This window comes from Streptomyces pseudovenezuelae (genome assembly GCF_029892565.1).
In the GTDB taxonomy this organism is placed as follows: Bacteria; Actinomycetota; Actinomycetes; order Streptomycetales; family Streptomycetaceae; genus Streptomyces; species Streptomyces pseudovenezuelae_A.
Window position 1 is genome coordinate 74,715 of sequence record NZ_JARXVH010000028.1, and the last position, 19,892, is coordinate 94,606.

Annotated in this window: 16 protein-coding genes and 4 pseudogenes; 10 read left to right on the plus strand and 10 right to left on the minus strand. The window is 67.0% G+C overall.

All coding sequences use genetic code 11. From position 1 onward, the window contains the following. Window positions 1-5 precede the first annotated feature (5 nt). Window positions 6-719, minus strand: a complete 714-nt coding sequence (locus tag M2283_RS46725) for an SDR family NAD(P)-dependent oxidoreductase (RefSeq protein WP_280882700.1) — start codon at window positions 717-719, stop codon at window positions 6-8. A gap of 151 nt (window positions 720-870) precedes the next feature. On the opposite strand from M2283_RS46725, the gene M2283_RS46730 reads away from it, so the two are divergent. Then, window positions 871-1,479, plus strand: a complete 609-nt coding sequence (locus tag M2283_RS46730) for a TetR/AcrR family transcriptional regulator (RefSeq protein ID WP_280882701.1) — start codon at window positions 871-873, stop codon at window positions 1,477-1,479. A 446-nt stretch (window positions 1,480-1,925) separates the two neighbouring features. Here the strand turns inward: M2283_RS46730 and M2283_RS46735 are convergent, their stop codons facing one another. Next, window positions 1,926-2,246: a hypothetical protein gene (locus M2283_RS46735; protein WP_280882702.1), complete on the minus strand. Its 321-nt coding sequence runs from the start codon at window positions 2,244-2,246 to the stop codon at window positions 1,926-1,928. A gap of 505 nt (window positions 2,247-2,751) precedes the next feature. Between M2283_RS46735 and istA the strand changes: the two genes are divergently transcribed. Next, window positions 2,752-4,413 carry an IS21 family transposase gene (istA, locus tag M2283_RS46740; protein ID WP_280882718.1) on the plus strand — a complete coding sequence of 554 codons (1,662 nt, stop codon included), beginning with the start codon at window positions 2,752-2,754 and terminating at the stop codon, window positions 4,411-4,413. Then, a pseudogene (gene istB / locus M2283_RS46745) lies at window positions 4,410-5,204 on the plus strand (IS21-like element helper ATPase IstB). The gene istA and the pseudogene istB overlap by 4 nt, the downstream one beginning before the upstream one ends. Window positions 5,205-5,736: 532 nt before the next feature. Here istB and M2283_RS46750 read toward each other — a convergent pair. Next, entirely contained in the window at window positions 5,737-6,804 is a 1,068-nt protein-coding gene (locus M2283_RS46750; RefSeq protein ID WP_280882703.1) for a LacI family DNA-binding transcriptional regulator, read from the minus strand. On the opposite strand from M2283_RS46750, the gene M2283_RS46755 reads away from it, so the two are divergent. The 3 genes from M2283_RS46755 (at window position 6,772) to M2283_RS46765 (ending at window position 10,216) form a co-directional block, all read left to right on the plus strand. Beyond that, window positions 6,772-7,962: an asparaginase gene (locus M2283_RS46755; protein WP_280882704.1), complete on the plus strand. Its 1,191-nt coding sequence runs from the start codon at window positions 6,772-6,774 to the stop codon at window positions 7,960-7,962. The genes M2283_RS46750 and M2283_RS46755 overlap by 33 nt on opposite strands. A gap of 54 nt (window positions 7,963-8,016) precedes the next feature. Then, on the plus strand, window positions 8,017-8,925 hold the full coding sequence (locus M2283_RS46760; RefSeq protein WP_280882705.1) for a nitrilase family protein: 909 nt from the start codon (window positions 8,017-8,019) through the stop codon (window positions 8,923-8,925). A gap of 112 nt (window positions 8,926-9,037) precedes the next feature. After that, the gene (locus tag M2283_RS46765) at window positions 9,038-10,216 is read left to right on the plus strand and encodes a hypothetical protein (RefSeq protein WP_280882706.1); all 1,179 of its coding nucleotides are present in this window, start codon (window positions 9,038-9,040) and stop codon (window positions 10,214-10,216) included. A 209-nt stretch (window positions 10,217-10,425) separates the two neighbouring features. Here the strand turns inward: M2283_RS46765 and M2283_RS46770 are convergent, their stop codons facing one another. Further along, window positions 10,426-10,569 carry a hypothetical protein gene (locus M2283_RS46770; protein ID WP_280882707.1) on the minus strand — a complete coding sequence of 48 codons (144 nt, stop codon included), beginning with the start codon at window positions 10,567-10,569 and terminating at the stop codon, window positions 10,426-10,428. Between the two features lie 691 nt (window positions 10,570-11,260). On the opposite strand from M2283_RS46770, the pseudogene M2283_RS46775 reads away from it, so the two are divergent. Then, a pseudogene (locus M2283_RS46775) lies at window positions 11,261-11,362 on the plus strand (SDR family oxidoreductase); the annotation flags it as partial. Window positions 11,363-11,435: 73 nt separating this feature from the next. Here the strand turns inward: M2283_RS46775 and M2283_RS46780 are convergent. Beyond that, the gene (locus tag M2283_RS46780; RefSeq protein ID WP_280882708.1) at window positions 11,436-12,419 is read right to left on the minus strand and encodes a polysaccharide deacetylase family protein; all 984 of its coding nucleotides are present in this window, start codon (window positions 12,417-12,419) and stop codon (window positions 11,436-11,438) included. 34 nt (window positions 12,420-12,453) lie between these two features. Further along, window positions 12,454-13,455 carry a glycoside hydrolase family 11 protein gene (locus M2283_RS46785; RefSeq protein WP_280882709.1) on the minus strand — a complete coding sequence of 334 codons (1,002 nt, stop codon included), beginning with the start codon at window positions 13,453-13,455 and terminating at the stop codon, window positions 12,454-12,456. 357 nt (window positions 13,456-13,812) lie between these two features. Here M2283_RS46785 and M2283_RS52160 point away from each other — a divergent pair. Next, a pseudogene (locus tag M2283_RS52160) lies at window positions 13,813-14,694 on the plus strand (IS701 family transposase); the annotation flags it as partial. A gap of 80 nt (window positions 14,695-14,774) precedes the next feature. On the opposite strand, the gene M2283_RS46800 reads toward M2283_RS52160, so the two are convergent. Next, window positions 14,775-15,503: an SDR family oxidoreductase gene (locus tag M2283_RS46800; RefSeq protein WP_280882712.1), complete on the minus strand. Its 729-nt coding sequence runs from the start codon at window positions 15,501-15,503 to the stop codon at window positions 14,775-14,777. Between the two features lie 76 nt (window positions 15,504-15,579). Here M2283_RS46800 and M2283_RS46805 point away from each other — a divergent pair, with 76 nt between their 5' ends. Beyond that, window positions 15,580-15,957, plus strand: a complete 378-nt coding sequence (locus M2283_RS46805) for a MerR family DNA-binding transcriptional regulator (RefSeq protein ID WP_280882713.1) — start codon at window positions 15,580-15,582, stop codon at window positions 15,955-15,957. A 152-nt stretch (window positions 15,958-16,109) separates the two neighbouring features. On the opposite strand, the gene M2283_RS46810 is transcribed toward M2283_RS46805, so the two are convergent. From M2283_RS46810 to M2283_RS46820, 3 genes and pseudogenes are all read right to left on the minus strand, one after another. Next, on the minus strand, window positions 16,110-17,519 hold the full coding sequence (locus tag M2283_RS46810; protein ID WP_432423235.1) for an acyltransferase family protein: 1,410 nt from the start codon (window positions 17,517-17,519) through the stop codon (window positions 16,110-16,112). 406 nt (window positions 17,520-17,925) lie between these two features. Beyond that, window positions 17,926-18,448, minus strand: a pseudogene (locus tag M2283_RS46815) (transposase); the annotation flags it as partial. Window positions 18,449-18,591: 143 nt separating this feature from the next. After that, window positions 18,592-19,116 carry a hypothetical protein gene (locus M2283_RS46820; RefSeq protein ID WP_280882714.1) on the minus strand — a complete coding sequence of 175 codons (525 nt, stop codon included), beginning with the start codon at window positions 19,114-19,116 and terminating at the stop codon, window positions 18,592-18,594. Between the two features lie 465 nt (window positions 19,117-19,581). Between M2283_RS46820 and M2283_RS46825 the strand changes: the two genes are divergently transcribed. Beyond that, window positions 19,582-19,839, plus strand: a complete 258-nt coding sequence (locus tag M2283_RS46825; protein ID WP_280882715.1) for a hypothetical protein — start codon at window positions 19,582-19,584, stop codon at window positions 19,837-19,839. The last annotated feature ends 53 nt before the right edge of the window (window positions 19,840-19,892 follow it).

Sequence of the window (19,892 nt, forward strand, 5' to 3'; positions counted from 1 at the left end):
ACTCGTCAGGCGTTGGAGTGAACACCGATGCCGCCGGAGACGGTGAGGTTGTCGCCGGTGATGTAGCCGGCGGCGTCCGAGGCGAGGAAGGCCACGGCTTCGGCGATGTCGGCGGGAGCGCCGACGCGGCCGAGCGGGACGTCCCGGGCCCAGGAGTCGATCATTTCCTGGGAGACACCCATCTTGCTGTAGACAGGGGTGTTGATCATTCCCGGGCTGACCGCGTTGACGCGGATGCGGCGGGGGGCGAGTTCGAGCGCGAGGGACCGCATGAGGGGCAGCAGAGCACCCTTGGCCGCTGTCATCGCGGCGCCGAGTCCTTCGGCGGCGCCCACGGTGAACACGACCGAGGCGCCCTCGTTGAGGAGCGGCAGCGCCTTTTGCAGGGTGAAGAAGTTTCCCTTGACGTTGATGTCGAACAGGGCGTCGAAGGCGTCTTCGTCGGTTGATTCGATCGAGCCGGGGCGGGAGACGCCCGCGTTGAGGAAGAGCAGGTCGAGGGAGCCGAGTTGCCGGCGCGCCTGGTCCATCACCTGGTCGAGGTCCGGCAGGGACCGTGCGTCGGCCCGGACAGCCGTGACGTCTTCGGGAAGTGCGGCGTCGGCGACATTGCCGAGGCCAGTGACCATGACGCGGTAGCCGCGGGAGTGGAGTATTTCGGCGGTCGCCTTGCCGATGCCGCTGGTTCCACCGGTGATCAAAGCTGTGGGTGCAGGCATGATGCGCTCCTTGCGTACTTCTGGGCGGGGGCTCTGTCCGTGGGGCAGTGGGCGGTGCCGCGCCACCACCATGGCAGCGTACGCCTATCTGACAGCGACTGCCAAGTGTGATGTGAGTGTCGGCCTGGCAGTGCTGGGCTAGTCTGGAGACATGAAGCAGGAAGCCAAGTCAGCGACGGGCGCACCGACCACGCTGTGGGACCGGACACGGCAGCTGGCTTCCCAGGAGATCCTCGAGACGGCGCTACGCCTGTTCACCGAGCAGGGCTACGACGAGACGACCATCGCCCAGATCGCCCGGGAGGCCGGCGTCTCCCAGCGCACCCTCTTCCGCTACTTCGGCACCAAGGAGGACCTTCTCGGCGACGGCCAGGACCGGTTCGGGCAGGTCCTGATGGACACGATCAGCGAACAGCCCGCCGATGCCGGTGTCTGGGAGTCCCTGCGCGCAGGGGTTGCTGCCGTACTGGCCTTGCACGACAGCCGAGAACACGCCCTGGAGCGGTTCCGTCTCCTGCACAACACCGCCTCGCTGCGTGCAGGTTGGCTCGAAAAGCGACTGCGATTCCAGGAGAACCTGCTGCCGCTCGTCGAGACCCGTATGGACGCGGCTACCGGCAACGAGGGGGCGAAGGTCCGCGCGGTGATCGCGACGGCGTTCGCGTGCCTGGATGCCGCATCGATGACGTGGGTCGCCAACGACGGCAAGGGCGAGATCATGGACCTGTACGACGAGTGCCTGGCCGCGGTGCGCGGCTGACCCGCAGCGGCCAACCAGCCCGGAAACCGCGGACGGAAACTGGGCGCATCCGCTGCCACAGAGCGGTTCCGCATCCGGATCTCCCAGCTCGGTACAGATGGGCCACACTTGGCGTCATGCGCGACGAGATGGCACGTCCACTCCGCTACCTGGACCTCGGGTATCAAGGTGCACACCACGGTGCCCACCGGGGCAACGGCACTGATCGAATGACCGGACGGAGGCGTGACCGCCTTGGAGGCGGGCAACGCCACGACATGGCGACGGGGGCTGTCGTCAGCGTCGCCGCTCGCAAGATCGCCTGAGTGTTCGGCTCCCGCCACCTCTCGGTCCACTCCGAGCAAACAGGACTAAAGCGTCCATATCTGCCCCGAAGCGCCGGGGGGCACACCCTCTTACCGGCACCGACCGGCTAGCCGAGCCATGGCAGAAGCCGCTCCAACCGGTCACAGACCGGGGACATCCCTCACCCTCTTGAGCACCGAACTGAACCTGTCCACCACGACGTTGCGCCGCCTCGCGTGCGCCGCCCGGTCCGCCGGCACCAGCCGCGCGGCGGCCTGCACCGCGTAGTCGTCCGGATCACCAAAGGCAGTCTGCGGGTCCTCTCCCGTCTCCGCGCAATGCGCCGTGACACCCTTCACCGCCTCAAGCACGACCGCCCGGTCCACACCCGGCTGCATCGCCAGCCGTACCTGGAAACGCGCCATCCACTTCTCGCGGTCCCTCTCCCCCGCCGCATCCCTCGACTGGTCGCTCTTCGCCACGCGCTCTCCCGGTGATCAGCAGGTGTCCGTCATGGAGTGGGACGCCGGAGCACCCACCTGAGTTGCAGAAGCCGGCACATTCCAGGCCACTGTCCGGGCAACCCCACCAGCCCTACTGTCCAGCCCACCCTCACTGAACATGCGTGAGCTGGACGGACACCCACCACGCCCACACCGGACCCCCGGATCTCGATCTCCTTCTCGATCCCCGAGACCCGCGGGCGCGTTCGGAGGAGAGTCGTGGAACCCCGGGGCTCAGCTCGCGCTGGTGCTGCGGATCGACGTCCGGAAGTAAAGGACACCCGCGAGTGGGTGTAGGTGTGCCTCGCGAGACGCATAGCAGCCTGGAGAACCCTGGCTGTGGCTCTGTAGGTGAGTCGTAATGTCGTTTGTCGTTGAGTGCGGATGGCACTGTCGTGGCGGCGAAAGTGAAGTCGCTGAGTTTTAGAGACACTTGGGGCCTTGTGGTGGGACGATGGCTGTGCTTCTCATGCTGGGGGCACCGATGCGCCTGTCGAAATCCAAGGCCGATCTGTACGCGGCGATCCGTCGGGACCACCGCGCCGGGATGTCGATGCGTGCTCTGGAGCGCAAGTACGGGGTGACCTGGCAGACGGTCCGCAAGGCACTGGATCTGGTCTGGCCCGAGCCGCGCAAGAAGCTGCCCCCGCGTCCGACCAGGCTGGATCCCTACAAGCCGCTGATCGACGAGATGCTCCGCAAGGATCTGGACGCTCCGCCAAAACAGCGGCACACCGCCAAGCGGGTCTTCGACCGGCTGCTCGACGAGTACACGACGACGGGGATCTCGTACCAGATGGTCCGCGGCTACATCGCCACACGTCGTGGGGAGATCCGCCAGGAGGCAGGGCGGGGGCCGTCTGAGGTGTTCGTGCCACAGACCCATCTGCCGGGCACCGAGGCAGAAGTGGACTTCGGAGACGTGCACATCGTGCTCGCCGGCGTGGCGACCCGCTGCTATCTGTTCTCCTTCCGGCTGTCGTACTCGGGCAAGGCGGTCCACCGGGTATTCGCGTCCTGCGGCCAGGCGGCGTTCTTCGAGGGCCACGTTCACGCGCTGTCGGTGCTGGGCGGCGCGCCTCGCGGCAAGGTCCGCTACGACAACCTGAAGGCCGCGGTCGCCCAGGTGCTCGGGTTCGCCCGGCACCGCAAGGAGAGCGAACGGTGGACCGCGTTTCGCACACACTGGGGCATCGAGAGCTTCTACTGCAGGCCAGGACTCGAAGGCGCCCACGAGAAGGGCGGCGTCGAGGGCCAGATCGGGTACTTCCGGCGCAACCACTTCGTCCCCGTCCCCGAGGTCGCCTCGGTGGCCGAGCTCAACGAGATGGTCGACCGGTGGGACCTTCAGGACGAAGGCCGAAGAATCCGCTCGCGGGCGAGGACGGTGGGCGAGTACTTCGCCGCCGAGGCGCCGTTGCTCAAGCCGCTGCCGACCGAACTGTTCGAGACGGGCCGGCTCTTCACGCCGCGGGTGGACCGCTACAGCCAGATCGCCGTCCAGACCAACCGCTACTCGGTTCCGGTCCGGCTGATCGGCCGGACGGTGAGGGTGATGCTGCACGCCAACCACCTCATCGTCTACGACCAGGGCCGGGAGGTCGCCCGCCACGAGCGGCTGAGCACGAAGGCCGGCTCGCGCCTGGAGCTGGACCACTATCTGGAGGCACTGATCCGCAAGCCCGGCGCCTTCCCCAGCGCCACCGCCCTCGAACAGGCCAAGTCCGCGGGGAAGTTCACGCCAGTCCATGACGACTGGTGGACGGCCGCCCGGGCGGCCCACGGCGACAAGGACGGCACCAGGGCCCTGATCGAGGTCCTGCTGCTGGGGCGTCACATGAGCCACGAACACATCGTCGCCGGACTGGCCACGGCTCTGCGGGCCGGCGCGTTGACCGCGGACGCGGTCGCCCTGGAGGCCCGCAAGGCCGCTGAAGCCGACGAACTGGCGGCCTCCGCTCCCGCCCACGTTTCCTTGCCCGAGCCGCCTGGGCGGCAGCGGGCGACGGTCACCTTCCTGTCCGACTGGCGGATGGCGCATCTGCCGGCCGACACCCGGCCGCTGCCCTCGGTGGCCCCCTACGACCAGCTGTTGCGACACCGCCGCCCAGGCGGTGCCCCGGCCACCGAGGGAGAAGCGACGTGAGTGCCCAACGCCATCACGGCCTGACCGAACAAGCCGCCGACACCGCCATCGACCAGGCATGCCGGATGCTGCGGCTGCCCACCATCCGGAGCCAGTTCCCCGACCTCGCCGAGGCCGCGAAGCGCGATCAGATGTCCTACAAGGGCTTCCTCGCCGAACTGCTGCTGGCCTAGTGCGACGACCGGGCCCGCCGGCGCTCGGAGCGGCGGATCAAGGCCGCCGCGTTCCCGCGCGAGAAGTCACTGCGGGCGTTCGATCTCGACGCCAACCCCAACGTCGACGCCGCCACGATCAACACCCTCGCGACCTGCGAGTGGGTCAGGAAGGGACAGCCCCTCTGCCTGATCGGCGACTCGGGCACCGGGAAATCGCACCTGCTGATCGCGCTGGGCACGGAGGCCGCGATGAAGGGCTACCGCGTCCGCTACACCCTCGCCACGAAACTGGTGAACGAGCTCGTCGAGGCGGCCGACGAGCGGCTGCTGACCAAGACGATCGCCCGATACGGACGCGTCGATCTCCTCTGTATTGACGAATTAGGCTATATGGAGCTTGATCGCAGGGGCGCCGAGCTGCTGTTCCAGGTCCTGACCGAACGCGAGGAGAAGAACAGCGTCGCCATCGCCTCCAACGAGAGCTTCGGCGGATGGACGAAGACGTTCAGTGATCCGAGGCTCTGCACGGCCATCGTAGACCGGCTCACCTTCGACGCGGCCATCATCGAGACCGGCACAGCCCCCTACCGTCTCGCCCAGACCAAAGCCCGAGCCGAACAGGCAGCCACAGTCTGACCCCCGCCCCGGCGCTTCGCGCCGGGGGATGCTCTCCAGCGACCTGCCAGGAATCAGGTCGCCGTGGAGGAAAGCTGCGGCCGGTCCGCCTTCAGAAGCTCAAGCGTCCGGGAACGCGACAACCTGAGCTGCCGATTCTCCTCAGAGAGTTGACGATTCTCCTTGCCCAGCCGCGCGGCGCAGTCCTGAGCCGCCAACAGCCGTTCCGTCAGGGCAAGCCGCCACCCGGCATCTCTCCGACATAGATGTGTCCCACATGGGAAAACTGCCCGCCCGACCGGCGGCTCAGCTACCGCCCGCTTCACCGCTTCACCGTTCATCCAAGTGTCGGGGTACCCGTGAACGTGCTCAGTCCCGCGATGTGCTGATGTTGGGTGTGTGCGGTCAGGGGGAAGGCGACACATCGAGCCGCGTCAGGTTCGTATATTGCATCAGTCCGATGTTGGCCTGAACTGGCAGACGGGTGACATCCGGCATGCCCTGGCGCGTCGGACTTCTGGCTGTTTCCTGTGACGCACCTCCACTCCACGGCTTAAGCCGGAGTGCTTATTCCCAAGGTGCTCTCACGGGCCGCCAGGCTGGGCTTGAGGGTCTTGGAAGTCATCTCCGCTCCCTCCATTCCTGCGAGCAGGAGCCTCATAGCCTCGGTTCCCATGTCGTGGAGCGGCGATCTGATCGAACTCAGCGGCAGGGGCAGTTCACTGGCCAGCGAGATGTCGTTATATCCGATCACGGCGATGTCTCGACCCGCGGTCAGGCCCGCCGACCGGAGCGTTCCCAGAGCGCCGATGGCGGCGAAGTCGTTGACGACAAAGACGCCTGTGGGCGCAGCACCGGACGTGTTCAGGATCTGTTGACATGCACGGCGTCCTCCGGCGACGTCGAACCGGGATGGGACGACGAGTTCGGGAGCCAGGGGATGGCCGGCTTCGCGATAGACGTCGGCGAATCCTTGCAGGCGGTCGAGGGCGGTGCTGGCGTACTGCTCACCGGCGATGACCGCGACCCTGCGGTGTCCAAGATCGAGGAGGTGTTGGGCGGCAAGGCGGCCTCCCGCGTAGTCGTCGCAGGTCACGCTCGGATGGTGCTGAGACCGCCTGCTAACCAGGACGAACGGCACGCGGCGCGCCTGGAGTTGTTCGATGATTTCGTCGTGGTCGATCCGCGCGTCGCCGAGCACGATCCCGTCGACTTGGCGGGCCAGCAACATGTCGGTCTTGGAAGCGCGTTCGGCCTCGTCGTCGTTGGTGTTGGCCACGAACGTCTGGTAGCCGTGGTGGCGCGCCTCTTCGTCGATGCCTTCATAGATTGTCGCGAGTACGAGATCGGTGAGGCGCGGGACTAGTACACCGGCAAGTGATGTGCGCTGCGTCCGGAGCCCGGCCGCGTGGAGGTTGCGGGAGAACCCGAGTTCTTTGGCGATCCTGCGGATTCTTTCGACGGTGTCGGCGGAACCGACGCGCACGCCGCCCTTCAGTGAACTCGACAGGGCCCGCGAGGCCGTCGAGGGGTGCACTCCCGCGAGGGTGGCAACGGTCGCCAGTGTCGGCCGGCCGGCCTTGTCCAGATGAGGAAGATCGTCCCTGACCGGTTTGGACACGCTGCGTTCCCCCTAGCTCTCCCCGAGCGACACCGCCGGAGAGACCTTAAAAGCGACCTCTTGCCACCCGATGTGACCCCGGCTACATTAGCACAATCGATTGGCGCAAACGATTGGGCAGCTGTGCGGACAGTAGTCGTCATCACCACGGGCGGAACCATCGCCAGCACCTCGGATGAGGACGGCGCCAAGGTCGCGAGCGTCTCCGGCGCCACCCTGATGTCCGGTCTTCCCGCCGGAGGGAGTGTGTCGGTGCGCGTCGTGGAGGCGATGAACCGGAACAGCTACGACATCGGCTTTGAGCAGATGGATGAGATCAGCCGCCTGGTGAAGGAGGCGCTCGCCGACATCGACACCTGCGGCGTGGTGGTGACGCACGGCACCGACACGCTCGAGGAGTCGGCGATGCTGGTCGATCTGTTCCACCAGGACCCCCGGCCGGTGGTGTTCACCGGGGCCCAGTTGAGCCACGACAACCAGGCAACCGATGGCCCGCGCAACCTTTGCGACGCGATCGCTGCCGCGGCGGCCGCCGACGCCCGAGGTCTCGGAGTCCTGGTCTGCTTCGCCGGCGTGCTGCACTCGGCGCGGGGAACCCGCAAGGTGCACAACAGCGCAGACTCGGCGTTCCTCGACGCCGACCATGGTCCGCTGGGCACGGTCATCGGCGACGGCTGCGTTCGCGTTCACACCAGGCTCCGGCGGGCCCCGACCGGACTGCCGCCCAGCGTGGTGATCGCAGGCACGCGTGTCGACATCGTCGCGACCTTTCCCGGGGCCGATGCGGCCGCCCTTGAGGCAGTTCTCGCCAAGGGCGCCCGAGGAGTCGTCCTGCAGGCGACCGGCTACGGGAACGCGAACGCGGAAATCGTCGCCGCGGTCGAACGCTGCACACGCGCCGGCGTGCACGTGGTCCTCTCCTCGCGTGTGGCGGCCGGCGTCATCAAGCCGGTGTACGGGGGCGGAGGTGGCGGCGTCGACCTGGTTGCCGCGGGCGCCATCTCCTCAGGCCACCTGCGTCCGAGCCAGGCGCGGATCCTGCTCGCCGCGCTCATCGCCTCCGGGCGCACGCGCGAGGAGATCGTCCCGGCGTTCGCCGCCGAACCCGATCGGTACATCGAGTCACCGGAAGCGGTGACGCCGTCGTTGTCCACGTGACCCCAGCCGCCGTCGAGTCAGAAGCAATACCCAAACCCACAGGGAGTCCCCGCCATGACTGAAACCCCCCGCTCGGCCACCCACCCGGCCGCGAGCCCGCTCCGCGTCGCCGCCGTCCAGTCCGACCCGCAGGTCGGACTTGAGAATAAGGAGGCCAACGTCGCGGCCACCCTCGAGCAGATCACCAAGTGCGCCGGCAACGGTGCCCGACTGATCGTGCTGCCAGAGCTGGCCGGCACCGGCTACTCCTTCGACACCAGAGAAGAGGCTTATGCGCACGCCGAGCCCGTCCCGGACGGCCCCACCTGCACGAAGTGGATCGAACTCGCCAGCCAGCTCGATGTCTATATCGTGGCCGGCATCGCAGAAATCGACGGCGTCCACCTGTACGACACGGCCGTCCTGATCGGTCCCGACGGCTTCATCGGCAAGTACCGCAAGTCTCATTTGTGGAACCGGGAGAAGCTCATCTTCACCCCCGGATCGTCCTACCCCGTCTTCGAGACCAAGATCGGGCGGATCGGCCTCCTCGTCTGCTGGGACATCTGGTTCCCCGAGGTAGCCCGAATCCTCACGGCGCAGGGCGCCGACATCATCTGCTCGGTGAACAACTGGGTGTGGACACCACCGCCCCTGTTCGACCAGGCCGGCAACTGCATGGCCAGCTACCTCACGATGGGGGCCTCCCACGTCAACAGCGTCCCGATCATCGCCGCGAACCGCGTCGGTGAGGAACGAGGCGGCAAGTTCCTCGGATGCTCACTGATCACCGGCGTGAACGGCTGGCCGAGCGCCGGCATCGCCGACGCGGAGAAGGAAGAGATCCTCTACGCCGACATGGACGTCGTCGCCTCCCGCTCGGCGGTCGTCTGGAGCGAACTCAACGACCTCCCCCGCGACCGCCGCATCGACCTCTACGACCCGCTGCTCGGCTACACCGGCGGCAGCCCCACGGTCCGTTGAACCCGCAGCCGACCAGGCATCTGAGCCCATTGGCCACCAGCAGACCCTTCAGGCGGATCCCACGATGACAATTCCGACCCAACCCCAGTCTCCGGTCGACTCAACACACGCGATGAACAACCGACGCGAACTGGCCCTGCCCGGACTCCTGCTCGGCGGAGCGCTGACCGTGGGGGCCTTCGCAGCCCTGCTGGCCGTCCTGAACGCGGTACCGTCCAGCCACAATGCCCTGCCGGACTACCCGGACTGGGCCTCGGAAGTCCCCCACGAGCTGGTCGCACGACTGCAGTGGCTTCTCGGGGACATCACCGAACCGCAGTTCTACAAGTCCTGGGTCGCCTCGCTCGGCCTGCTCGCAGGAGCCACCGTCGGCTGGTGGGCCCTGCGGGCGAAGAAGCGGTGGGCCGGGGAGCCCATCGCCTACGGCACCGGGCTGTGGCCGTGGATGCTCGGCGCGGCCGGCCTCAGCCTAGTACTGTCCAACGCCCTGTTCGGCGGCAGCCTCGACAGTGGGTGGCAGCCGACCTTCGTCCCGTTCGTATGTGTCGCCACCTCCGTGATCCTGGTCTACGGCCGCGGCTGGACGAAACTGCTCACCGGTGCGATCCTCGGTGCGTTCACAACCCCGCTTGCCATGGTGCTCATCGACCATGTCACCGGGCCCCTCTCGCTCCCGCCGGTCGTAGCGAACACCACTTCCATGAGCATCGGCGCCGCGCTCACCTTCCTGCTGTGCCGGGCGCTGCCCTGGATGAGGCGCCCCACCTCCGAGCCCGAATCCCAGGAGGAGACCGTCGTAGCCAAAAAGGCAGCCCCAACGCTCCTGGGCGACACCAGATGGATGATTCGCCGGATCATCACCGACTTCACCGAAACCCAGTTCTACGCCAACGAGTGGGCAAGCATCGGGCTGATCGTGGGTGCGATCGTCACCACCGTGCTCAATCCGTCGTTCGCCTCCTACGGCACAGGGCTGCTGCCCAAGATCATGCTCGCGCAGGCTCTCACTTCGGCCATCGGCATCATCATTTGGCGCCACCTGTACCGCGATGGAGGATGGGCACCTACCTACATTTCGGTTGTGTCCGTGGCGCCGGCAACGGTCCTGGCCCACGGGAACAGCGTCACCGCACTCGTCCTCGGTGCCATGAGCGGTGCGGTGCTCTGCCCCGTCATTGCACGGCCGATCTCCAAAGTGCTGCCCGACGACTTCCATCCGTTCATCGGCAACACCGTCTCCATGGCGATCTCAACCGCAGTGATCGTCCCCACCATCGGACACTTGGTCTGACCAGCTGGCGAAGCTTGCCTAAAACCACTGTCGCCCGTCCTCGCCCCCGAAGGGACAACAGCAGACTGCCGACTCACAACCCTCAGCACGTCAGCAACTGAGCAAGCACGTTCGTCCATACGCAGCTGGGCAGTTCACGTGTACGCCGACACCAGGCGCCGCCCACATGCCGCCACTCCCGCCCATCAGGGGCTTCGACCGGAGACCTGTTACGCCTGAACCTCGCTGAGAGCCGCCCGCAGCGAGAGCAGCGCCGGCAGGTCCGCATTCACTACAAACCGTTCCATCAGGACACCGGCCCGCCAATGGTCAGCCTCGCGGACCGCCACCACGATCTCCGCGATGGTCTTCACCTGGGCAGCAGAGGGCGACGCCTCCACAAGGCCCCTCTCTAGGACGCTGAAACCCGGACGGATCCCGCCCCAAGTGTCCTCGCCCCGCACCGGCAAAGCGCCACCCAAACGCGACCCACCCACTCGCCTCGGATCTTGATTTCAGACGCAGGCTCCCATGGCTGCAGCAGATCGGGCGCACAGAGACCCGGCATCCGCATACCCGAGTGACATCGAAACTCACCGACATTCACAGCCCCACAGACCCTCGGATGACATTCGAACTCATCGACAAACGACATCCGTTGAGGGCTACGCAGCCACTGGCTGCGGTGGCCGAGCCTGCGCACGACCGCCGAGCGGGTCCCGGCGGGCTGACGATCGGCGTACGGGTGCAGGCGGGCCCCGGCGGTGCGTCGGCCGACGACGGATGGTTCGGGGAAGTGCGGTCGACCCACGCCGAGTTCTGCCTGCGTGAGGGTGCACGAGTGTCCGGTGGCCTCGGTCTCGGTCGGCAAGCGCATCGCGCGGGCCGGGTCGGCGCCGACGGCCCGCGCGGTCGCGGGGTCGAGGTCGATGGCCTCGGCGGCGACGTTCCGCTCCAGCCAGGTGCGCCGCTTCGTTCCAGGGACGGCCGTGACCCCGTCTTGGGCGAGGACCCAGGCGAGGGCAAACCGTCCGGCCGTCGCCGGAGGCGCGGTCTCGTTGCGGGTACGGGGCGCCGGAGGAGTTCGGGCGGACGGGAGCGTTCGTACTGTCGCCGGCGGCCTCGTATGTGACCGGGGTGATGGTGTCAGGGGGCGGTGGCCAAAGGGTGTGGGGCGCTTACGCGGCTCCCCGCACCCTTTGGCGACCATGTCGCGTTGCCGGGCCGATCCCGTTGCCCGTCAGCTCGCGGCGCAGGACACCGTGGGCCAGGTCCAGTTGCCGTTCGTCTGGACGGTGACGCCCCAACTGTTGCCGCTGCCGTTGGGTTTGGCGCTCAGCACCTGACTGCTCGGATAGGTGGCGCTGATGTTCCAGGTAGCGATGATCTTCGCCGGGGACGGCACGTTCATCGTCACGGTCCAGCTGCTGGAGCCGGAGACCGAGACGTTGAGGTTGTACCGATCACTCCACTGCTGACCGGCCGACAGGCTCGCGGTACAACTGCCGCCGCTGCCACCCCCGTTGCCACTGCCGTCGGGGGCGACGGCCCGGCCGGTCTGCGGGGAGATCATCCCGGCGCAGAGGTTGCGGGCGGCCAGCCCCTGGGCGATACGCGGGATCGCCGCGACCGTGTTGGCCGGCCAGTCGTGCATGAGGATGACCTGGCCGTTGGTGAGCCGGCCGGCCGCCTGGACGATCGCGTCGGTGCTCGCGCCGTTCCAGTCCTGCGAGTCAACGTCCCAAATGATCTCCGTCAGGCCGTACTTGGCCTCGACGGCCTTCACCGTCGCGTTGGTCTCTCCGTACGGCGGCCGGAACAGCTTGGGTGTGCCACCACCCGCGCTCGCGATGGCCTGCTGGGTCCGGGAGATCTCCGAGTCGATGGTCGCCTGGCTCTGCTGAGTCAGATGCGGGTGGGTGTAACTGTGGTTGCCGACCCACATACCGGCGTCGACCTGCGCCTTGACTTGGGACGGGTACGAGGCCGCGTACTGCCCCTGGTTGAACATCGTGGCCCGAAGGCCGTTCTGCTTCAGCGCGTTGAGCAGGGTGGGCGTGCTGCCGGACGGCCCGTCGTCGAAGGTGAGCCCGACATACCCATTGCAGGTGGCGGCCTGCGCCGGGCCGGCCGCGCCGACGGCGAGGGTACCCGCCGCGGCCAGGGCGACGACGGCCAACCTGGCGACCAGGGAGCGTAACGAGCAACGTGGTCCGTTTCTCATGCGAAGTGGTCCTCCAGCCTCGGGAGTTCGGGGGTCAGCTCGCGGTGCAGGAGACCGTGGGCCAGGTCCAGTTGCCGTTGGGCTGGATGGTGGCGCCCCAACTGTTGCCGCTGCCGTTGGGTTTGGCGCTCAGCACCTGACTGCTCGGATAGGTGGCGGCGATGTTCCAGGTGGAGAGGACCTTCGCCGGGGACGGCACGTTCATCGCCACGGTCCAGTTGCTGGAGCCGGAGACCGAGACGTTGAGGTTGTACCGATCACTCCACTGCTGACCGGCCGACAGGGTGGCGGCACAACTGTCACTGCTGCCGCCACCACCTGAACTGGTGCCGCCCACTGTGATGTTGGAGTTCCCACTGCTCTGATAGCCCTCGGTGGCAAGGATCATGTAGTAGCTGAAGCTGCCCAGGGGCATCCCGGCGCGCGCCCAGGCATCGAAGTGGTTGCCGGTGGTGATGGTGCCGCCGGTCCGCTTCGACTGCCGGACACTCCAGTACTGGTCGAAGGTCTTCGTGCCTTCCACGGAGGGGGCGTTGTACCGCGTCGTCTTGTAGATGTCGTACGTCCCACCGTCACTGGTGACGGTGCCCTTGTACGTTCCGGTGGGCCGGTAGGTGCCCCAGTTGTCGACGATGTAGTACTCGACGAGCGGGTTCGACGTCCATCCGTACAGCGCCAGATACCCGTTGCCGGACGGGTTGAAGGTCCCCGAGTACGTCACGCTCCGACGCCCACCGGTACTCCAGCCCTTGCCGGCCACGAAGTTACCGGTGTTGCTCCATGAGGTGCTGTAGTTGCCACCGGAGCCGAGGTTCATGGAGACCGTCCCCTGGGAGTCGGTCCAGAACGAGTAGTAGTAGCCGTTGTTGGTCCCGGTCTGATTCGTGGTGACAACCGTGTCGGCACGTGCGGTGCCGGGCAGGGTCATCGCCGCCAGCAGAGCCAACAGCAGGGTGCAGGCGCTGCTGGCCAACAGCCTGAAGCGGCCACGTCCACGGTGTTCACGGTCCGTCGTGTGTGCGGGTGCGTTGTCCATGCGAGTGCTTCCTCCTCGTTCTCGTGGCAACACGGTCACGACGGCGCCAGTGTTGAACTGGCCCTGACAACTGTCAATAGTTTCGGTATCAGTGGCGAAATATTCGCCACCTAGATACGCGAGGTTCTGGGAGGAATCCTCCAGCTCACACCACTCATTGAACGATTCACAGCATGGGTTGCCGGGCTATGGGTAAACGGACAGTATCCGCTGACCGAATGTTGCGATCGAATGTTTCGGAGATTTTCCGGATGATTCTGCACCAGGACAGCCGTGGAATCGTCACGCACTGGGCGCGCCGTCCCCCGACGTGAAGGCCTCCCGGGTCACATCGCACCGGCCGCCGATGCCGGACCCCATGCCACGCCGCGTGGACACGCCGCCGTTGACCGTGAGTTGTACCTGCCCAGAGCATGGACCGACCATCCCGAGCGGTACCGCAGGGCGGGCCTGGACCCCGACGAGGTGCGTTACGCCACCAAGACGCAGCTCGCCGCCGCGATGCTTGAGAGGTTCTGGGCCGGCGGTCACACGGCCGGCTGGGTCACCGGCGACGAGGCCTACGGTGGCAACCCGGCCCTGCTGTCGGTGATCGCCACGCACGGGACGGGATACGTCATGGCCGTCTCCTGCCGCACCGAAGTACGCACCCCCGGCGGCAAGTTCCGTCTCGACGTGCTGATGGCAAGGTGCCCCGACGCGGCTGGCAGCAACTGTCCGCGGGCGCCGGCGAAAAAGGCCCGCGCCGATACGACTAGGCCGCCGTCGACCTGATCCCCGCCCACTCGGCGGCCACCTGTCAGCTACTGATCCGCCGCAACCGCACCACCGGCGAGGTGACCTTCTACCGCTGTTTCAGCCCACGGCCCGTAGCGCTGCCCGCCCTGGTCCGCGTCGCCGGAACCCGCTGAAAGATCGAGGAGACCTTCCAGGCCAGCAAGGGCCTCGCCGGCCTGGATGAGCACCAGGTCCGCCGCCACACCCCCTGGCTGCGCTGGGTGACCCTCGCAATGCTCGCCCACGCCTTCCTGGCCGTCATCCGCGCCGGCGAGCACTACGAACACCCCGCCCCCACCGGACTCATCGCCCTCACCTGCAACGAAATACAGTGACTATTCGCCCTGCCCGCCGCATCCCCGAACGACCAACGCGACCATCGTCTGCACTGGTCCCTATGGCGTCGTCGACACCGGGCCCGCGCCCGCGGCTGACTACCGCCGACGCGAGGCCACAACATGAAAATCCACAACTGCGGATGGAGTATTAATTGACTGCGCTCAGAAGCAACCGACCGAAGTCAATGCGGCCCGAGGGGCCCCTCATGCCGCCGTTAGCGCCGCCAGGGCGCGGTCCATCGCGTCGTTGAATTCTTCCGGCGCCAGCGGCAGCCGGGACTTGACGTCCCGACTCCACTGGTCGGCGAGGACCTCGGCGGAGCCCGCCTCGACACCGTCGAGCGCCGCGTCGGCCAGGTCCGACGGCGCGATCTTGGCCACGGGCCAGCCCGCGGCCATGTCGGTGTCGGCCAGGCCGAGGTGCACCGCTGTCACGAGCGTGCCCTGCTCGGCGAGTTCCAGGCGGACGCCGTTGGTCATGGCCCAGGCGGCAGCCTTGGTCAGGTGGTAGGCATTGGCGCCCTTGCCCCCGAACCATGACATGGCGGAGAGGACGTTGACGATCGCGCCCCCGCCGTCCCTGGCGAGCGCCGGCGCGAACTCCCGGATCATTCCCAAGTGGCCGAACACGTTCGTCTCCAGCTCGTGCCGTACCGCGTCCAGCGAACCGCTCACCAGGTCGGTCCCCGTCTGGATCCCCGCGTTGTTGATGAGCAGCGAGACGTCCGGGGCGGCCTCGGCCGCAGCCCTCACGGATGCGGGATCGGCGATGTCGAGCGGCAGCACGTCGACCCCGGGCAGGTCCACGGTCTCGGGCCGGCGAGCCGTCGCGTAGACCTTGCGGGCGCCCCGTTCGAGCAGGCGCTGGGCGAAGGCGCGGCCCAGGCCTCGGTTGGCTCCGGTGACAAGGGCAACTGAGTTGTTGATGTCCATGCCCGGTACGCTAGAACCTGACGTTAACGTCAGAGGCAAGTGCTGGTCATCAGGGCCGGGCTGAGAGGAATCATTCATGACCGTCACAGAGGCTGCGGCCGAGCGGCTGATCCGCATCGGCGAGGTGGCGCGGGGTGCCGGCGTCTCGGTACGCGCCGTGCGCTACTACGAGCAGCAGGGGCTGCTCATCGCGGAGCGCAGCCCATCCGGCCAGCGCCTCTACCGGCAGGATGCCGTCCCCCTGGTCCGTTTCTTTCAGCAGATGTTCGCCGCTGGCCTGACCAGCCGAAGGATCACGGAACTCCTTCCGTGCTGGGATGCCGGGCACACCGACGCCGAGCAACGAGCCATGCTGCGCGCCGAGCGGGACCGCATCCGGGCCAAGATCGACGACTTGCAGGCTGCCCTGGACCGCCTCGACGAGGTCATCGCGATCACGGACACGCACCCGTAGGCGCGGTCGGTCCGACGTCGCACCAGCGATCTACGGCTGGAGTATTAGGGGTCGTTGGACGATTTTGACGTCGATGCCGAGGGTTACCGTGTGTTCGGCGAAATGCTTGCGCAGCTGTCGTCGCTGGAACGTCGAGAACACACTGGGCCGCCTCATGAACCATCACTGACTGGTCCCTCACTACGAGGCCCAGCCGCAGTCGGCCTCCCGGAGATACCGTCAACATGTACCGGGCCTTGGCCTCGTCGGGTTCGCTGCCGGCCCGTTCCACAGTCGGCTTCGGGCCACGTCGATGGAGGTGCTGCCGTCGGGCTACTCACCGCAGCACAGCGTGCAGGCTCCGAGGGGACTCGTCGGCCTCTGTGCAAGAAGGGGGTCTCGACGAGTGCGTACGACAGCAGAGCCATAAGCATGGTCAGCACCACCGTGGCCGACATCCGTCCGTCCTTCACCCCGAGGGAGCCCAGGAGACGGATGATTGGGTAGTGCCACAAGTAGATGCCGTAGCTGAGGTTGCGGCCCACCCAGGCCAGGGGCGCCAGGGACAGCACTCGTGAGAGCCGGGTATCCGGGCGCAGCACGAGCCCCATGACGAGCGTGGCGGACACCATGGCGACCGCCAAGAACCCGACGGTGTACCAGACTGCGTTCCAGGCGCCCTCGCCGCCGGTTACCGGCACCTTCAAGGCAACCAGGAACAGCAGGCCGAGCGCGGGCCAGGCCAGTCGCCCGGCACAGCTGCGCAGCATGGCCAGCCGTGGATCGTCGGCGCGCAACCGGGCCAGGGCCACTGCCACCAAAGCGCCGGCGAGCAACTGGTCGGCGCGGGTGTCCGTGCCGTTGTAGATGCGGTGCGCCGCGTCGGGGTTCCACAGGTGGTATCGCCACAGCACCGGTAGCGCGCACAGTGCCGCGGTGCACAGCAGCACCGTACGAGCCCGGAATCGCCTTAGCAGGAACAGCAACGCCAGCGGCCACAGCAGGTAGAACTGCTCTTCTACGCTGAGCGACCATGTGTGCCCCAGCGGTCCTGTCACGTCGGAGTACGGGCCGGGCTGCAGGGCCCGCACGATGTTCACCACGAACGCCGCCGCGAGGCCGGCAGCCGCCCAAGCGCCGTCGAACGCCCGCAGTGAGGTGGTCAGCGACAGCACCACGCACACCGCGCAGACCACCAGCAGGGCGGGGACGAGTCGCAGCCAGCGCCGCCGGTAGAAGCTCCGCAGGCCGATGCCGCCCGTGCGGGCGTACTCGGCGAGCAGCAGACGTGTGATGACAAAACCGCTGATAGTGAAGAAGACATCCACTGCGACCGAGCCGCCCGGCAACAGGTCCGGCCTCACGTGGTAGACGAGGACCATCGCCACCGCAACAGTCCTCAGTCCGTCCAGACCATTTACTCGGCCGCTGTGCGCGGCCGCCGACGGGAAACCCCGGCCGGACGTCGCGCGTCTCGACGACTCCGCCGGCCCGGGTGAAGGACCTGAGGCATCCTGCTTCGCCCCCGCTTCCCAGTCGCCAGCCGTCGCTGGCACACTCCCTGACCTGCTCATGAAACGCATCGCTTCCCATCTGCCGACCGCGCCGCTGGAAAGACTTCTTCTACCCGGCAACCCGTAGGTCACGCGGGCTCGGATTTCTCACGCCCAATCAAGTGGACTGGAGTGCTCCTCGGCTCTGGGCCGACGGCTCATCCGGTTTGTGCCTGGCTGGACGGTCAGTCGAGGATGACCGCTATGCCCGCGGCAGCGGCAGCGGCAGCGGCAGCGGCAGCGGCAGCGAAATGCTGTTGATGCAGTACCGCTGATCCGACCGGTCGCCAAAAGTTTCACCGCATCGCTATTGCGTGCATCGAAGAAGCTCGGCCGCGCGCTGCCCGCCGCTCTGGCACCGCTTGGCAGCTGGGCCATCAGGCAGGAGGTACAACTCACCGCGACCGTTCGACGACGTCGTCGGCTGACGGACCACCGTGGGCAGACCAGCACTGAGAGGGCGGTGCCCTTCACTGTCGTGGGTGTTGCCGAGAGAGATGCCGACGAGGAGAGGCGGTCCGTTCGCGTCCGACAGGACGTGCATCTTGAAACCCGGCTTGCCCCCTTGAATCCGCCTCCGGTCCACAGGGCTCGGACCTGTGTGTTCGCCCTCCTTTTCGCCCTGACGTGGGTGGTGTCGAGAACGACACGGGTGACGTCGATGAGGCCGGCGTCGTCGAGGCAGTGCAGCACGGCTTCGTGCAGGCGGCCCGGACGCCGGCCCGGGACCAGACCAGGAACCGGCGGTGGGCGGACGAATTCGATATCCCGAAGCAGGCCGGCAGTTGACGCCAGGCACAACCGCTGACCAGGACGTAGACGATGGCCGCGAACAGCGGCTCATCAGGCGCGTCCTGCGTTCCGCCGCCCTGCGGTCGCACGCTCGACGGCGGGGTCAGCGGCTTCGCGATCTCCCACAGCCTGTCCGGAACAATCCAACTCCACGTGCCCCGCCGCATGTACGGCTCACCGTCCGCCTCACCACGTAGGACACGGTCTTCTGCGGGAGCGGTCCGTGACGCTGAGCCGTCAACTACGGTCTGGGGAGCCCGAGATGACAAAGCGGCTGCCGTGTCCGCCCGCACCCGGTCCGTTCAGGCGGTCAGCCCACCGGCGAAGTGGCGAAGGCATGCCAGGACGCGGCTGCGCGGCTGGTCTGCTTGAGCAGTCGGGCCGGTTCGGGCGCGGCAGGCCACAACTGCAGCAGATACCGGTCATCGGTCTGAGGCTCGTCGTCCTCCCGGACGTCCTTACGCCTGCCGGAATCCATACCGACGGCGGAGTAGCGCACGCGGTAGTCCTGCTTCTCCAGTTCCAACTCCCAAGAGTTTTTCCAGTTCCACTGCCGCAGCCGCGTCTCCTCCGACACCGGCCGGAACGGGACCTCGACGATCTCCTCCCACGTCTCGTCCACCGCAGGTCGGCTGTCATGCAGCTCGACAGTGAAGCCAACGCCGCCAATACGCAGACCGGTCAGGAGAAACAGCAGACCGTCAGTCCCGCCCCCGCAGAGCCCGACCCCCTCCTGCCCGGTAAAGGCATCGTGCAGGTCGCCTTCGCCACTTTCGCTCTCCACAAAGACCTGGCCGTAGTCAACATGCACCTCGCCACTGACAAGCACCTTCATCTGCATCCGCCTTCGTCTCGGTCAGCTTGGTTCGTGATCCTGCCAGTCCGCACTGACAACGGGACGGGCAGGGAGGGCTTCGGCTGATGTTGCCGAGCGAGGCCGATGCTGTCGATGGCCTGTTCCAGTGTCAAGCTCAACCATTCTGCTGAAGTGGCCCCACTGTCGGCATGGTTGACCGCGCGCCCCGGGGTGCGGGTGATCTGTCGGGACCGGGTGGGGACGGATTCCGCGGCCCTCCTCCCTCCCCGGAGGAGCGCTCCGGGCAAAGTGCTGCTGCCGCCGATGAAGTCGGCGGCAGCAGCCCGTCCCTTGGGCAAGTCCGCAGTCAGGAGCAAGGGGGACAGGCTGGCCCTGTCTGCCGTTGATCTCCGAAAGCATGATGTCAGTGCGCCGACACCGCGAGGTGGGGCATCACCGCGTGAACACGTCCGCCCCTCTGCGGGGCAGAAGGAAGCATCACTGATGAGCGAGGAAATCGACCTGCCCGCCGTCCTGTCGGAGCTGCTGTTCGGAGACGAGAGCACTGAGCCGCTGGAAACGACGCTGGACAGATTGATCACGCCGACCTTCGTCCAGCGCATCAACGGGGCCGTGTACGACCGTGTCGCGTACATCCCGCACGTGCGGGAGATGCGGCAGCTCGTGGTCGGCGGCGGCGAGTTGACGGTCTTGGAGCAGTTGTGGACGTTCGCGATATTCCCCCGCCGAAAGTTTGCGTAATTCGCCCACCCCTCGCCTGATCGGGGTCACTTGACCGGGGGCTTGCCGCGCTT

Bases quoted from the DNA above. Each gene is read 5' to 3' on its own strand.
- M2283_RS46725 (WP_280882700.1), bottom strand. From the start codon at position 719: ATGCCTGCACCCACAGCTTTGATCACCGGTGGAACCAGCGGCATCGGC.
- M2283_RS46730 (WP_280882701.1), top strand. From the start codon at position 871: ATGAAGCAGGAAGCCAAGTCAGCGACGGGCGCACCGACCACGCTGTGG.
- istA (WP_280882718.1), top strand. From the start codon at position 2,752: ATGCGCCTGTCGAAATCCAAGGCCGATCTGTACGCGGCGATCCGTCGG.
- M2283_RS46755 (WP_280882704.1), top strand. From the start codon at position 6,772: ATGAGGAAGATCGTCCCTGACCGGTTTGGACACGCTGCGTTCCCCCTA.
- M2283_RS46760 (WP_280882705.1), top strand. From the start codon at position 8,017: ATGACTGAAACCCCCCGCTCGGCCACCCACCCGGCCGCGAGCCCGCTC.
- M2283_RS46765 (WP_280882706.1), top strand. From the start codon at position 9,038: ATGAACAACCGACGCGAACTGGCCCTGCCCGGACTCCTGCTCGGCGGA.
- M2283_RS46780 (WP_280882708.1), bottom strand. From the start codon at position 12,419: ATGAGAAACGGACCACGTTGCTCGTTACGCTCCCTGGTCGCCAGGTTG.
- M2283_RS46785 (WP_280882709.1), bottom strand. From the start codon at position 13,455: ATGGACAACGCACCCGCACACACGACGGACCGTGAACACCGTGGACGT.
- M2283_RS46800 (WP_280882712.1), bottom strand. From the start codon at position 15,503: ATGGACATCAACAACTCAGTTGCCCTTGTCACCGGAGCCAACCGAGGC.
- M2283_RS46805 (WP_280882713.1), top strand. From the start codon at position 15,580: ATGACCGTCACAGAGGCTGCGGCCGAGCGGCTGATCCGCATCGGCGAG.
- M2283_RS46810 (WP_432423235.1), bottom strand. From the start codon at position 17,519: ATGCGTTTCATGAGCAGGTCAGGGAGTGTGCCAGCGACGGCTGGCGAC.
- M2283_RS46820 (WP_280882714.1), bottom strand. From the start codon at position 19,116: ATGAAGGTGCTTGTCAGTGGCGAGGTGCATGTTGACTACGGCCAGGTC.
- M2283_RS46825 (WP_280882715.1), top strand. From the start codon at position 19,582: ATGAGCGAGGAAATCGACCTGCCCGCCGTCCTGTCGGAGCTGCTGTTC.